The 14846-nt window shown below is 48.9% G+C and carries 16 protein-coding genes; 9 read left to right on the top strand and 7 right to left on the bottom strand.

The features are described 5' to 3' along the window. Positions 1-61 precede the first annotated feature (61 nt). The 4 genes from JTN23_RS10820 to secG all read left to right on the top strand — a co-directional run bounded on the left by JTN23_RS10820 (position 62) and on the right by secG (position 3302). Complete coding sequence (locus JTN23_RS10820) at positions 62-1357, top strand: sigma-54 interaction domain-containing protein (protein WP_247234783.1); 1296 nt, start codon at positions 62-64, stop codon at positions 1355-1357. Positions 1358-1398: 41 nt separating this feature from the next. After that, positions 1399-1941, top strand: coding sequence for an LPS assembly lipoprotein LptE (gene lptE / locus JTN23_RS10815; RefSeq protein ID WP_247234781.1), 543 nt, complete (start codon positions 1399-1401; stop codon positions 1939-1941). Between the two features lie 60 nt (positions 1942-2001). Next, on the top strand, positions 2002-2838 hold the full coding sequence (locus tag JTN23_RS10810) for a DUF8458 domain-containing protein (RefSeq protein WP_247234779.1): 837 nt from the start codon (positions 2002-2004) through the stop codon (positions 2836-2838). A gap of 89 nt (positions 2839-2927) precedes the next feature. Next, positions 2928-3302, top strand: coding sequence for a preprotein translocase subunit SecG (secG, locus tag JTN23_RS10805; RefSeq protein WP_247234777.1), 375 nt, complete (start codon positions 2928-2930; stop codon positions 3300-3302). A 75-nt stretch (positions 3303-3377) separates the two neighbouring features. Here the strand turns inward: secG and JTN23_RS10800 are convergent, their stop codons facing one another. After that, positions 3378-4007 (bottom strand): hypothetical protein, encoded by a 630-nt coding sequence (locus JTN23_RS10800; RefSeq protein ID WP_247234775.1) that lies wholly within the window; start codon positions 4005-4007, stop codon positions 3378-3380. Positions 4008-4311: 304 nt separating this feature from the next. Here JTN23_RS10800 and JTN23_RS10795 point away from each other — a divergent pair, with 304 nt between their 5' ends. The 4 genes from JTN23_RS10795 to JTN23_RS10780 all read left to right on the top strand — a co-directional run bounded on the left by JTN23_RS10795 (position 4312) and on the right by JTN23_RS10780 (position 8065). Beyond that, entirely contained in the window at positions 4312-4608 is a 297-nt protein-coding gene (locus JTN23_RS10795; RefSeq protein WP_247234773.1) for a co-chaperone GroES, read from the top strand. 70 nt (positions 4609-4678) lie between these two features. After that, positions 4679-6307 (top strand): chaperonin GroEL, encoded by a 1629-nt coding sequence (groL, locus tag JTN23_RS10790; protein WP_247234771.1) that lies wholly within the window; start codon positions 4679-4681, stop codon positions 6305-6307. Between the two features lie 169 nt (positions 6308-6476). Continuing rightward, positions 6477-6926, top strand: coding sequence for a DUF4174 domain-containing protein (locus tag JTN23_RS10785; protein WP_247234769.1), 450 nt, complete (start codon positions 6477-6479; stop codon positions 6924-6926). Positions 6927-7114: 188 nt separating this feature from the next. Then, positions 7115-8065 (top strand): glutaminase, encoded by a 951-nt coding sequence (locus JTN23_RS10780; RefSeq protein ID WP_247234767.1) that lies wholly within the window; start codon positions 7115-7117, stop codon positions 8063-8065. Here JTN23_RS10780 and JTN23_RS10775 read toward each other — a convergent pair. Then, positions 8062-8739 (bottom strand): ABC transporter ATP-binding protein, encoded by a 678-nt coding sequence (locus JTN23_RS10775; protein ID WP_247234765.1) that lies wholly within the window; start codon positions 8737-8739, stop codon positions 8062-8064. The genes JTN23_RS10780 and JTN23_RS10775 overlap by 4 nt on opposite strands. A 253-nt stretch (positions 8740-8992) precedes the next feature. Between JTN23_RS10775 and sucC the strand changes: the two genes are divergently transcribed. Then, positions 8993-10216: an ADP-forming succinate--CoA ligase subunit beta gene (sucC, locus tag JTN23_RS10770; protein ID WP_247234763.1), complete on the top strand. Its 1224-nt coding sequence runs from the start codon at positions 8993-8995 to the stop codon at positions 10214-10216. A gap of 85 nt (positions 10217-10301) precedes the next feature. On the opposite strand, the gene JTN23_RS10765 is transcribed toward sucC, so the two are convergent. From JTN23_RS10765 to JTN23_RS10745, 5 genes are all read right to left on the bottom strand, one after another. Beyond that, on the bottom strand, positions 10302-11441 hold the full coding sequence (locus JTN23_RS10765; RefSeq protein ID WP_247234761.1) for a hypothetical protein: 1140 nt from the start codon (positions 11439-11441) through the stop codon (positions 10302-10304). Between the two features lie 144 nt (positions 11442-11585). Continuing rightward, positions 11586-12470: a helix-turn-helix domain-containing protein gene (locus JTN23_RS10760; protein ID WP_247234759.1), complete on the bottom strand. Its 885-nt coding sequence runs from the start codon at positions 12468-12470 to the stop codon at positions 11586-11588. Positions 12471-12482: 12 nt separating this feature from the next. Continuing rightward, positions 12483-12902 (bottom strand): nuclear transport factor 2 family protein, encoded by a 420-nt coding sequence (locus JTN23_RS10755; protein WP_247234757.1) that lies wholly within the window; start codon positions 12900-12902, stop codon positions 12483-12485. Positions 12903-12967: 65 nt separating this feature from the next. Further along, positions 12968-13525, bottom strand: coding sequence for a carboxymuconolactone decarboxylase family protein (locus tag JTN23_RS10750; RefSeq protein WP_247234755.1), 558 nt, complete (start codon positions 13523-13525; stop codon positions 12968-12970). Between the two features lie 119 nt (positions 13526-13644). Further along, entirely contained in the window at positions 13645-14769 is a 1125-nt protein-coding gene (locus tag JTN23_RS10745) for an alpha/beta hydrolase family protein (protein ID WP_247234753.1), read from the bottom strand. Positions 14770-14846 lie beyond the last annotated feature (77 nt).

Below are 14846 nucleotides of genomic sequence, written 5' to 3'. Positions count from 1 at the left end.
GTTCGTAACAGTGAGAGTACTAGCTGAATAGTCCCACCGACTATTCTTTAAGGATTATTGCATGGATATCAACGAAATACAAGCCATAAAGAACCGCTTCGGGATTATAGGTAATTCGCCGGGGCTCAACTACGCCATCAACGTAGCCATACAGGTGGCTGCTACGGACCTGACGGTACTCATTACCGGAGAAAGTGGTAGTGGCAAAGAGTCATTTTCCAAGATTATCCATAGTCTGAGTTCGCGTAAGCACGGGCCCTTTATTGCCATCAACTGTGGCGCTATTCCCGAAGGTACCATCGACTCCGAGCTATTTGGCCACGAAAAAGGCGCTTTTACCGGTGCTCTGGACGCCCGCAAGGGATACTTCGAAACCACCAACGGAGGTACTATATTCCTGGATGAGATTGGTGAAATGCCCGTAGGTACCCAGGCTCGTCTGCTACGTGTACTCGAAAACGGTGAATACATACGCGTAGGTTCATCGAAGGTCATGAAGACCGACGTACGGGTGGTAGCGGCTACCAACGTCAACCTGCGCGAGGCCGTTAACCACGGCAAGTTCCGGGAGGACCTTTACTACCGGCTCAATACGGTACCCATCTTTGTACCACCGCTGCGCGAGCGCGGCGAAGACATCCTGCTGCTATTCCGCAAATTCACCAACGACTTTGCCGAGCGCTACCGTACCAAACCCGTACGACTGACGGCCGATGCCCGTGAAATGCTGATGGCCTACGAGTTTCCGGGCAATATCCGTCAGCTCAAGAACATCGCCGAGCAGATTACTATATTAGAGACCAATAACGACACCCAGATTACCTCCGAAACCCTGCACCGCTACCTTCATCCCGTGCAGAACTCGAGCCGTCGGGCGCTGGTACCACTGGGTGCCGGAGACGAGAGTACGACCTCCTTCTCGGAGCGGGAGCTACTCTACAAGGTACTCTTTGATATGCGGCGGGATGTAAATGAGCTAAAAAAACTGGTTCGGGAAGTACTTCAGAACGAGCATTACGGAGGCGATATCCTCAATGACCACAAGGAGTTGTTCAGTACCCTGAGCGCCCCCGATAGCCTTGTCAACACGCCTCCGGTCGAAACACCGAGGCTGCTCGCTCCTGCCCCTCCCCGGACCGTAGACCTGGACCGCTACTCCGATGCCCGTAGTGAGATTGAGGACGTAATACACGAAACCGAGGAAGACGAATCGCTTTCGCTGGAAGAGAAAGAAAAGGAAATGATCATCAAAGCTCTGCGCAAAAACAACAACAAGCGCAAGTACGCGGCGCAGGCGTTGGGTATTTCCGAGCGAACGCTCTACCGGAAGATCAAGCAGTACAATATTGAAGAGTGAAATGGTGTTTTATAACATCTGACATTAGTACCCTCCTATCAATGAAGACATTACCATTTTTGAATATACCTAATACCTACCGCAGTGCGGGTGTCACCCTTGCCTGCTGTGTAGTTCTGAGCCTGCTGAGTGGCTGCGGCATCTATTCCTTTACGGGTACCAGCCTGTCACCTGACATCAAAACATTCACTGTTAACAACTTTAACATGGGTACAGCGGGTGGCCCGGCCAACCTGCCTCTGCTCCTGAACGAGCGGGTTAAAGAATATTTTCAGCGGAATACCAACCTTACCCTGCTTCCCTCAGGAGGAGACCTGCTGCTGGAAGGTACCATTACCGGCTATGATGTAGTACCCGTGGCTCCTACTGCCAACGACCAGGCCGGCTTTAACCGCCTCAATGTCACGGTACAGGTCCGGTTTGTCAACAACCAGGATGAAACCAAGAATTTTGATCAGGCTTTCACCTTCTACGCTGATTTTCCGCAGAATCAGACCCTCAACCAGAACGAGGCACGACTGCTACCAACCATCCTGGATCAGATTGTTCAGAATATTTTTAATAAATCGGCGGCAGATTGGTAAATTGCGCGTCTTTGTAGTAATTTCATTGAATACTTTCTGACCTATTTGCCTCCTTTATATATGAGTACTGTTGATAGAGAAACCTTTTCGTATTGGGTCACAAATCCTACGGATACCAGTGCTGCGGATATAGCGCAGCTGGAAGCAACCGTAAAAGCCTACCCGTACTGCCAGATTTCCTACGCGCTGCTGGCTAAGGCGGCTTCTCAGAAATCATCCTACTCTCTGTCCGAAGTAGTACCCCGTGCGGCGGTATATGCGCTAAACCGGAGCACCCTGCGCCGGATGGTAGAGAACGAGTTTGAGTGGTCGCAGTCGTTGCTGAACCGCCTGTCTGACCTGCCCTATGGCCGTAATGAATCCCGCGACAAAGCCGCACCTTATGGCCTGGAAAAGCCCATTTCACTTATTCGTTTCGAAGATCGCTTTAACTCAACGGCAGATATAGCGGGCGAAAAGGAAGCCCGGGAGGCTGCCTCCGTGGCGCATCTGCCCGTCGACGATACCGTTGTGACGGAGAAGGTCATAGAAGACGAGCTTACGTATAAGCGGCTGAAAGTAGGCCCTCTGCCTACGATTGATCTTCTGCCTTCCGCCGAACCACGCGACAACAGCCGTCGCCAGCAGCAGGAGCTCATCGAGAAATTTATTCAGAATGATCCGCGCATTGGTCCGATCCGGGTCAATCTGGAGGATAAAACTGAACCGGAAGACCTGACAGCCCGCTCGCAGGCGACCACACTGGATAGCCTGGCTACCGAATCCATGGCAAAGATCCTGGTACGGCAGGGCAAAATTGACAAGGCAATTGACGTATACCAAAAACTTGTTTTGAAAAACCCAGAAAAAAAGGATTACTTTGCGGAAAAAATCAACGAATTGATGGCGAAGAAGTAAGCTAACTTTTTGTTTTTCAGACAGATTTCAGAAATAAATCAGAAGTACAATATTATTTAATCATTCACTATCTATTTTAACGTAAACGCATGTATCTGGCTCTTGTAATTTTAGTTGCGATTATCGCTGTGTTGTTGATTCTCGTGGTGTTGATACAGAATTCAAAAGGAGGCGGTCTTTCCAGCGAATTTGGTGGTATGGGCTCCTCACAAATGTTTGGTGTAAAGAAAACCACTGACCTGCTCGAGCAGATCACCTGGGGACTGGCTGGTGCTATTATGATCTTCTCACTGGCTTCATATATCATGGTAGGTGATGGCTCACAGGCTGGCGAAGGTATCAACAGTATCAACGTTGACCGTGCTACCAACACCGCTCTTCCTGGTGGTAGCGTAGCTCCTGTACCTAATGCTACTACTACACCGGCTGCTCCGGCTCCGGCTACTACTGACAGCGCTCAGTAAGTACCTGACTAGTGTAATAGAGAAGGCCAGCCCACAGTGGGCTGGCCTTCTCTGTTTAGTGGCCGGCATACCAGACTAAGCAGCACCCAGGTGCCGTACCATGAGTTGCTTCGCCACGGGCAGCAGAGTCTCGTGCAGCGGATAGTCGTGCCGGCTCTCTACCATGTAGGTAGCCGGGTTAGGCAGTGAGCGGTACTTGCGGGCCAGTTCTACTTTCAGGTTCTCAAAGGTAGTACCTATTCCCTTGGTCACTGAGTCTACCCAGACGGTATGGATATAGCGCTGTCGGCCCGAGTCGTACAGGGCCAGCTGGTAGCGGAATATGGCCGTTTCGTGCTGGGAGGCCCGGTGGATAAACAGGTACCCCTCCTCCGTCCGGAGCGGGATAATTCCCACAGGCGCGAATGTCAGATCAGCCTCTACCTCCTGGAACCGCTCCTGCCCCTCTGACAGGGCACTCGAAAAGCGCGGTATGGCAAATTCCAAAATATGGTTTAGTTCTGACAGATAATTATCGTCGCTATACATTTCCTCGTACTTCAGCCTGAGCTTTGTCAGGTCTACCCCTGTCAGCTTCTTAGGAAACGATGACTTTATACTTCCTTTTTTCTCCTTAAAATGGAGACTACTCTCATAATGGCTCCGCAGTTCTGGCAGGTACGGGAACAACCGGTGCTCCGTAAACTGACTCTGTACGTGCTGCAAGTATGCCAGTAAGACATATTTTTTATACTCGAAATCCAATATTCCTTCTGTTAACCAGTCACCATGAAGCTTTGTCATAACACATACGAAAAGGTTAATGATGAAAATATAACATTTTATTTATAAACACCAAACGTTCTTTTATGATTGTTCATTATACCTTGGTTTTATTCTTCCGAAATCAGAAATAGTCAAATCTGTCAGTCTCTTTCTGAAAAAATGACAGAAAAAGCGGCTGGCACAACTTATGTATAACTGAGGTTGTCAAAAAGATTACTGACAACCATAAAAACGTTTTATACCTATGTCAACTGTAACAGAAGTACAAGTGAACGTACAACCCTTAGCGGATCGGGTTCTGGTAGAGCCTGCACCAGCCGAAGAAAAAACAGCGTTCGGTATCATCATTCCTGATACCGCCAAAGAAAAGCCTCAGCGCGGTACTGTAATCGCAGTAGGCCCTGGTAAGAAAGACGAGCCAATGACTGTGAAAGTTGGCGATATTGTTCTTTACGGAAAGTATTCAGGCACTGAAATAGCCGTAGACGGCAAGGATTGCCTCATTATGCGTGAATCAGATATCTATGCTGTAATCGGCTAAGATTGACGAGGTTCACGCATTTTTTGTTACTATCCAGTTCAAACACTAACATTTATTAACATTTACAAGTATGTCTAAGAAGATATTTTTCGACGTAGAAGCCCGCGACAAAATTAAGCGTGGTGTTGATACACTCGCTGATGCCGTGAAGGTAACCCTAGGTCCCCGTGGTCGCAACGTAGTAATTGACAAGAAGTTCGGTTCACCTACCATCACCAAAGACGGTGTAACCGTAGCTAAAGAAATTGAACTGAAGGACGCCATGGAAAACATGGGTGCTCAGTTGGTAAAAGAAGTTGCTTCCAAGACAGCTGATCAGGCTGGTGATGGTACTACTACTGCTACTGTACTGGCTCAGGCCATCTACACAATTGGTGTAAAGAACGTAGCCGCTGGTGCTAACCCAATGGACCTGAAGCGTGGTATTGACAAGGCTGTTGCTACTATCGTAAGAGATCTCGAAGGTCAAAAGAAAAATATCTCTACTTCTAAGGAGATTGCCCAGGTGGCAACTATCTCTGCCAACCATGACGAAGAGATCGGTCAGATGATCGCTCAGGCCATGGAGAAAGTAGGTAAGGAAGGTGTTATCACAGTGGAAGAAGCCCGTGGTACCGAAACCGAAGTGAAGACTGTAGAAGGTATGCAGTTTGACCGTGGTTACCTGTCACCTTACTTCGTAACCAACACTGAGAAAATGGAAGTTGAAATGGAGCGTCCTTTCATTCTCATCTCTGAGAAGAAAGTATCTTCCATGAAAGAACTTCTTCCTGTATTGGAGCAGGTAGCTCAGACCGGCCGTCCTCTGCTGATCATTGCTGAAGACGTTGACGGTGAGGCGCTGGCTACCCTGGTTGTTAACAAGATCCGTGGTGCCTTGAAAGTGGCTGCCGTGAAAGCTCCTGGCTTTGGTGACCGTCGTAAGGCTATGCTGGAGGATATCGCTATCCTGACCGGCGGTACAGTGATCAGCGAAGAGCGCGGTTTCAAATTGGAAAACGCTACGCTTGACTACCTCGGTACCAGCGAGAAGCTTATCGTTGACAAAGACAACACTACTATTGTTAACGGTAGCGGTAGCACTGAAGACATCCAGTCACGTGTGAACCAGATCAAAGCTCAGATCGAGAATACTACATCTGACTACGATCGTGAGAAGCTGCAGGAGCGTCTGGCTAAGCTGTCAGGTGGTGTAGCTATCCTGTACATCGGTGCTGCTACCGAAGTAGAGATGAAAGAGAAGAAAGACCGCGTTGATGATGCTCTGCACGCAACCCGCGCTGCCGTTGAAGAAGGTATCGTAGCGGGTGGTGGTGTAGCTCTGATCCGTGCTGCCGCTTCTCTGAATGATCTGAAAGGTAACAACGAAGACGAAACTACGGGTATCAATATCATCCGTCAGGCTATCGAAGCTCCTCTGCGCACCATCGTATCTAACTCAGGTGGCGAAGGTTCAGTAGTGATCCAGAAAGTGAAAGAGGGAACTGGTGCCTATGGTTACAACGCCAAGGACAACACCTTCGAAGACTTGCTCGAAGCGGGCATCATCGATCCTAAGAAAGTAACTCGTCTGGCTCTCGAAAACGCGGCTTCAATTGCCAGCCTTCTGCTGACAACTGAGTGTGTGATTGCTGATGAGCCTGAAGAGCACAGTGCTCCTTCTATGCCTCACGGCGGTGGAATGGGCGGCATGATGTAATACCAGCATCTGTTCATAGAGAAAGCACGGGCCTGGCCCGTGCTTTTTTTGTTTGTACCCCTTCTCCCCTTCCCTTATAAAATTCTTCCTAAACTATTTGCTTTTTGTACCAGTTTATGCTATTCTTAACAATAATTTAATATTGAGATAACATTATAGTAATATAGATATGAAGAGAGCGTTGGTACGAAAAAGTCTGGCAGCACTGGTAGTTGCTCTGATCGCGTTGGGAAACAGTACAATGGCTCAGCAGGTGTCGCTACCGGCTTTACTGGAACAAAAGCAGGTGTGGAACGAAAAGCTAGTCATAGTATATGCTCCCCAGGAACAGCAGCACCTGGTTAAGCAACAAATGGATGCCCTGCACCCCTACGTACAGACCTTACGTCAGGAGAAAATGGTAGTGGTACACATTCCTACCCGCCTCAGCAAAGCCGACCGTACCTACCTCAATCACAAACTACACTACCAGCCTGAGCGCTTTAATATCTGGGTGATTGACGAAAAAGGCACACTGCGTATGTCGGGTACCAAACCCGCACAGGCCAGTCAGCTATTACGGATAATCAATGTACAGGAACGCCCCAATGCGGTGGCCAAAGCACAGCTTTTCTGGTAAACTGCTACCTGATCCCATAAAAAAGAGCCGCCTGAACAGTCAGGCGGCTCTTTTTTTGCTACGATACCCACCACTGAACCCAACAAAACTCCTACTTTTGAGCCAGGAGTTCACCAATCCAGTGTAACTAGGAGGCTTCCACTACTCCTGCATACGTGATTAATACGAGTTTTTCTTTTTGAATATTAATGAATAGCCTGCTGATTAACGACGATTTTGATGTGATGCACTTTCAATCCATTCTGGAAGAAATTAAAGGAGTGATTGCCGGGGAACAGCCGGAAGGACAGGTAGCTCAGTACATCCCTGAGCTTGCTAAGGTTAACCCCGATAAGTTTGGTATGCACCTGAGCTGTCTGAGCGGCGAGCAGTTCTGGATTGGTGATAGTGACGAGAAGTTTTCGCTGCAGAGTATTACCAAGGTACTTACCCTTACCCTGGCTATTTCGCTGATTGGGGATAAGGTATGGGACCGGGTTGGGGTGGAGCCATCCGGTAACGCCTTCAACTCCCTCACGCAGCTTGAGTTTGAAAACGGCAAGCCCCGTAACCCACTCATCAACTCTGGCGCTCTGGTGATTGCCGATATACTGGTAAGCCACCTGTCAGACCCCAAGAAAGATTTCCTGCACTTCGTCCGAAAGCTAGCCGGTAGTGCCGACATCCACTATAACTACCAGGTGGCTCATTCAGAAAAAGAATGGGGCTACCGCAACGCGGCCCTCCTGAACCTGATGAAGTCTTTCGGGAATGTAGATAATGACATTGATACCGTACTGGACCTGTACTTCCACATGTGCTCCACCGAGATGACCTGTGCCGAGCTGTCACGTACCTTCCTGCTGTATGCCAATGGTGGCAAACTGGTGGATTCGGAGGAGCGCATTCTATCCGGCAGTCATACCAAGCGTGTCAACGCCATCATGCAGACCTGCGGGTTCTACGACGAAGCCGGCGAGTTCTCGTTCAAAGTAGGACTACCCGGTAAGAGTGGTGTGGGTGGAGGTATTGTAGCTATTCATCCCGGGCAGTATAGTGTAGCCGTCTGGAGCCCCCGGCTCAACCGGAAAGGCAACTCGGCGCTGGGCATGCTGGCGCTCGAGCGCCTTACCTCGCTCTCCGGTCTGTCGATATTTTAGATGTTAGGTATCTCCCCTTCCATGAGTCCGTCCCGCATGGTCAGGCGGCGGTCGGCCATTTCGGCCAGGTGCTCGTTGTGAGTGACGATGACAAAGGTCTGATCCAGTTCGTCGCGTAGCCTGAAAAACAGGCGGTGCAGGTCCTCGGCATTTTTGGAATCTAGGTTACCACTGGGTTCGTCGGCCAGTACCATAGCCGGCCGGTTCATCAAGGCGCGTGCAACGGCTACCCGTTGCTGCTCTCCCCCCGAAAGCTGGGAAGGCAGGTGATCCATGCGGCCGGGTAGTCCCAGGAGATCCAACAGCTCGGCGGCCCGCTTCCGGATGGCCTCTTCGCTTTCTTTCCCCCCTATAAATGCCGGCATACATACGTTTTCTAACGCTGTAAACTCAGCTAACAGGTTGTGAAACTGGAAAACAAAGCCAATACGCTCGTTTCGGAACTGAGCCAGCGCCTTGTCGTTCAGTGATGATATATCCGTTCCCTGTATCCTGACGGTACCTTTATCCGGACGATCCAGGGTACCTATGATATGCAGCAGAGTACTCTTTCCCGCTCCCGAAGCCCCCACAATAGCGACGATCTCTCCTTTCCGGACTTCCAGATCTATTCCTTTCAATACTTGTAATTCACCGTATTTACGGGCTATTCCGTTGGCTTGAAGTAAGGTCATAGTCAAATATAGTAAGCGTAACGCCGCCGCGGTATCAGAAGCCCCTTAGGTACTTCCATTAGATAATAAGACAACCCCGCCAGACTCCTCGGTACAGGGCTGGAACTCATCCGGTTTTGCTTCAATAAATTAGTTGCGCCGGCTTTTGTTTACGAGTCGGCAAAGGCTTTCTCGACAAAAGCTTTGCAAAACTACCCGGCGTTTTGAATAATTCGTTAATTTGCCGTGAAAATACCAATTTACTATAACACTCATGAATATTCACGAATACCAAGCCAAAAGCATCTTAAAGAAATACGGCGTACGTATCCAGGAAGGAGTCGTGGCTGATACGCCCGATAAAGCCGTAGAAGTGGCACGTGAGCTTAGCTCTCAGACCGGTACCAAATGGTACGTGGTAAAGTCGCAGATTCACGCGGGTGGACGCGGTAAGGGTAAAATAGTTGGTAGCGAACAGCGCGGTGTAGCCCTTGCCAAGTCGGTAGAGGACGTACGTACCATTTCAAAGAATATTCTGGGAAAGGTACTTGTTACGCACCAGACTGGCCCTGAAGGCAAGCGCGTAAACAAAGTACTTATAGCAGAAGACGTGTACTACCCCGGCGCTAGTGAGCCAAAGGAGTTTTACCTGTCTATTCTGCTTGACCGTGCTAAAAACTGCAACGTGATCATGGCCTCTACCGAAGGAGGTATGGATATAGAAGAAGTAGCTGAGCATACTCCTGAGAAAATCATGAAGGAGTGGATCGACCCAACCGTAGGCTTACAGGGTTTCCAGGCCCGCAAGATCGCTTTTGCACTTGGTCTGGAAGGTGAAGCTTTCAAGGAGATGGTGAAGTTCGTATCGGCACTTTACAAAGCATACATTGAAAGTGATTCGTCGATGTTCGAGATCAACCCGGTTCTGAAAACATCTGACAATAAGATCCTGGCGGTAGATGCCAAAGTAAACCTGGACGACAACGCCCTGTTCCGTCACTCTGAACTGGCCGAGATGCGTGATACCAACGAGGAAGATCCTCTGGAAGTAGAAGCAGGTGCCAGTAACCTCAACTACGTAAAACTGGACGGTAACGTAGGTTGTATGGTGAACGGTGCGGGTCTGGCGATGGCTACCATGGATATCATCAAGCTGTCGGGTGGTGAGCCTGCCAACTTCCTGGACGTAGGAGGTGGAGCGAACGCCAAAACCGTAGAAGCTGGTTTCCGTATCATCCTGAAAGATCCTAACGTTAAGGCCATCCTGATCAACATCTTCGGAGGTATTGTACGTTGCGACCGCGTAGCAGCCGGGGTGGTTGAAGCTTACAAAGCCATTGGTGAAATACCTGTTCCGATCATCGTTCGTCTGCAGGGTACCAACGCCGAAGAAGGAGCTCGCATCATCAACGAGTCAGGTCTGAAAGTATACTCAGCCATCGAGTTCAAAGAAGCAGCCGAGAAGGTATCTCAGGTACTTAAGGAGCTTGGATTGTAATATTCAATCTGTATATATTCTAAAGGCGGCCCAATGGGTCGCCTTTTTTACGTATAGATCTGATAAGGTACCTCAGACAGAGCGTCTATTTCATCAATATAAATGGACGTTGATTATCGCCTGTCCATTTGTACTTATAGAGTGTACATTGTTGTTGTCCGTCTTTGTCCTTGCTATTATGAGATATATAAAAGGATCCATCGCCCAAAGGACACAACCCGGTAGCTCCCCACTTAAAGTTCCAGCCCCGAATACCTGTTGCAGGATCTTTGGGACCGGCTTCCAGCAAAGAGAGTGTCTTGACTTTAACCCTCTTATTGTCAGACGTTATATACCCTTCTGTGGGCTTCTTTTTGCCATCAATGACAAACAGGTCATAGTTAGGAAAATGCGCTTTCGCTCCCCGGTATACAGCCGCAAACAGATTTCCGGTGGATGGATCATAAGCCAGATTCTGGATGCCATACCGCGTGCTGCCCGTTTTTACAAAGTATTTTTCCAACGGCTTTTCCGGTCCGGAATGGTGCAGGCTATCCTGCGATAGTTTCTGTGCATACCTGTCCCAATCGCTTACATCGTATTTCAAGATAACCTGATGGTCATTATCCGTTCTTGCCGTATCACCATACACACCATAGGCCACGTAAAGAAACTTCCTGGTACCCTGTGAGCTTCCCATAGCGGGTGCAAAGGCAACTCCGTCTATTCCTGAACAGGCAAACCGGTGCGGCCTTTCTTCATGGCCATCTTTCACCTTTGCGGCATAATCAGTTACGGCCTCCCGGATATACACCGTACGTAACACATCTTCTTTTTCCGCATTCATATCCGGACGTACAATCCGGGATCCATCGAATATGGCTATATAAAACCCATCCTCATTGCTAGTCTTAACTCCCAGCTCTTTATGTATGCCCTTACCTATTGCATCATTTTTATATTCTAATGATCCATATATCTTCCCATCGTCCGTAATAGCCAAATCGCCAAGATGCCCAACAAAGCCGGTTACACTACCTATCAACTTACCCGAAAGATCCGTTTTTACCAACCTATCAGTAAAAGAAAAGTAGACATATGCGTTTGCTTTATCCACCACAACGCCCTGCACATGCAATCCACCTTGTTTACCTGAATAAATAGAATCAGGAAGGCTAACCTTTTGAGACTGGGACGGCAGTGATAGTAACGTAAAAGCAAGGAGGCATATAATGAATTTATTCATCCTTTGTATAGCTAATTTGAATTAGCCAAATATACTTGTTCCTGGATTAAACACTGTGGATGGAGTAAAAGCAAAAGTATTTAAGTATCTGTAGTAGTATCCTTTCCATAGAGAGTCTCATTCTTATATAGTTTGATTCTCTACTCATTCTGCCAATGCCCTTGAAAAGCCTACTGTCTCGCGGTAAAGCTGGGGGGATACATCCGCCCTGTTTTTGAAGAAGCGGCTGAAATAGTACTCATCCTCGTAACCCAATTCCCAGGCAATCTGCTTTACGGGCTTGTCGGTCAGATACAGCTCCCGCTTGGCTTCGATGACAATACGCTCAGCTATCAGGTCGGTGAGGGTTTTATTAAAATGTGTTTTTGCCAGCTTTGCGAGTGCTTTAGGCGAAATATTCAGGAGCCCGGCATAATCGCTGGCCGTATGGAGACTCTTGTAATGTACTTCAATGTAATTTTTTAGGTTTTGTAAAATGAAAGGCTCCTGGAGTTCCTGCTCTTCAACCGCCGCCCCTTGCTGTTGACCTGTTTTCTGACGGGTAGCGGTAATCAGAAAAATCTTCAGGTACGAAATCAACAGGTCGTGATGGGCCAGAGCCGGAGTTTGCATCTCGTCACGGATTTGGGAAAGTACCATTTCGAACGTTCGTTGGGTATGCTCATCTACCGAAATATAAGGCGCCTGATAGATATTGTTGAACAACACCCCATGGCAGGCTATTTCCTGCTGGTGCTTATGGATGCAAAAAAAATCAGGATGAAACTGGAGTACCGTACCGCTTACTCCGCCCTCCATCTGAAACATAAACGGCTGGTAAGGTGAAAAGGCAAATAGCATTTGGTCACCTACCGGATAGTCAGCAAAATCGGCCGTAAGGGTACCTTTTCCCTCTTTTATCCAGATGAGCGAATAGTAGTTGAGACGCTGCAGATGATCAAAATGGCCACCGTCATTAAACGAAAACAACTTGAAAGCCAGGTGGCCCGTCTGTTTGTTTATAAGCGTAAAAGTAGTAGAGTGAGTCATGGAGGGAGCGTATTAGTGCAGCTTTCGTTCATTTTCCAGAATGGGTAGATCATTGATACTGGCGTAGCGTTTGGTCATTACCCCCTGCTCATCAAACTCCCACAACTCATTGCCATAGCTACGGTACCACTGCCCGTCGGCGTCATGCCATTCGTATTCAAACTGAACGGCCATTCGATCATTCCGAAAACCCCACAACTGTTTCTTTAGTTTGTAGTCCTGTTCTTTCTCCCACTTCCTTTTCAGAAAGCTTTTGACCGCTTCCCGTCCGTTTATAAACTCCGCGCGGTTGCGCCATTCCGTATCAACAGAGTAAGCCAGACAAACCCGCTCAGGGTCACGGGAGTTCCAGGCGTCTTCGGCCAGTTTGACTTTTTGCAGAGCGGTTTCTTCGGTAAAAGGAGGAACAGGAAATCTTACTTCAGTAGCCATACGTGTAATGATATAGTGTAGAAAGGTGCATCCAGAACCAAAAGGTCCGGATGCACCGAATAGATTTAAGAAAGTGTTGGAGCCAGGGGGAAATCTACCGGAACCTGGGTCAGGTTGTGAAGGTAATTCATGGCTATTTTATCGCTGATCTGTAGGATGAGGTCCACCAGGTGTTCCCGGGTATATCCTTGCTCAAAGAAAGCGGCTACCAGCTCAGGCGATACATAGCCCCGGCTTTTTGTTACATCAGCGGCCAGAGCCATCAGCGCGTTCAGCTTAGAGTTTGCGCTTTTACCCCGGCGTATATCCAGAAGCTGCTCATCGGTAAACCCGTTCATCTTGCCGATGACGGTATGGGCGCTCTGGCAGTACACACAGCCATTCACCTGGCTCACCACCAGGTTGATGGCTTCTTTCTCCCGGTTGGAGAAGGAGGTTTTTGCATTTTGATACGCCAGGTACCGTGCCAGGCCATTGCCAGAATAGGCAATGGTGGCGTACAAATTAGGGACGAATCCCAGAGCACTTTGCAGATTGTCGAAGATAGCCTGATTAGCGGGACTTACTTCCTCACGGGTGGGTACTGAAAAAGTGATACCTGGTGTTTTGGTTAGATGATCCATGTTTTCGATTAACTTGTGATGTCAATATTGACATGACAAAGGTGGGCTGATTAGGCCCCGGCTAACATGGAAGATTCACGCCATCAGATAGACGATTTTTCCCTCACACCTATACTACACTACAGTACTCCCAGCACCGCCTCATCTCCCTGTAGCGCATTGGCCGGACGCGGATGAGCCTCATCGAACACCGCCAGTACTTTCCGGTCCAGTACCTGCACCCGGCTTTCATCCACCTGCTTCTCATCCAGCTTGAGGTACTTTGCCATGAAGGGGTACATAGCAGCCCGCTTGTTGGGGCCGAAGTCGTGCTTCTCATTAGCCAGGTGAACATTCGAGACTTTATCCTTGGCATTATATAGTGTATATATATTCTGGATGTGGGGGTACTCTACCTGGGGAGTGTTCTTGGTCCAGTCGCCACCGTCGGAGATCAGCAGCATAGGGCGGGGAGCGGCCAGAGCGGCTATCTCCACGTTGTTGGTCTGGAACTCGCCTTTCTTATGGATAGGCATGCCGCTCTCGCAGGTACAGCCCCCAAAGAAGTAAGACGACACCATCACAGTAGGCGCCGCCACCTTCACCCGTGGGTCCAGAGCCGTAAGTACAAAGGTCTGGGTACCTCCACCCGATTCACCTACTACCGCGACCCGCTCAGGATCTACACTGGGTAAGGCCAGCAGAAAATCCAGCGCCCGGATGTTGTTAATGGTCTGCAGCTTCAGCGCCTTGCTCAGCTTATGCTCACACTGCTTCGAGTCGCCCTGTCCGATCATATCAGGAGCAAATACAATGGCTCCCATTCGGGCCAGGGTACCACAGCGCTTCTGAGTCTGCTCGTGGAAGCGCATGTCAGGACCGTGCCCGTGAGGACTCAGGATGACCGCATACGACTTTAACTTCTGTGCAGGCCGGTACAGATTACCCGTTACATAGATACCGGGCATACTTTCGAAAGCTACATTCTCTACCGTATATCCGTCCATCTCCCGACGGCTGTGGATGATCGGAACCGAGGTAGGCCGAGCGGGCATAGAGCGTAGTTCCATCCCATCCAGAACCCGGTCTTTAACCAGCTTTGACCGGCTTTGCCAGTCCGCCAGCGACTTAGGTACCTGACTTTGCAGAAAGGTTCGCCCCTGCTCTTCCGTGAAGTAAGGCCCCTGACAAAGCTCTTCCTGGGCAAAAAGCGATGTATTTAACACTGTCAGAAAATATAACAGTAATAATGGAGTGTGTTTCATAGTAGTGCTGTTTTTAAAAGCTCTCAGAGTAAAGTACAGACGGCACTTCTACTACTTATTCGCTGTCAGCTAATTGT

The organism is Telluribacter roseus (genome assembly GCF_017355915.2).
GTDB lineage: Bacteria > Bacteroidota > Bacteroidia > Cytophagales > Spirosomataceae > Telluribacter.
Note: the sequence above shows the minus strand (reverse complement) of the source record. Positions and strands in the feature narration are given on the sequence as shown.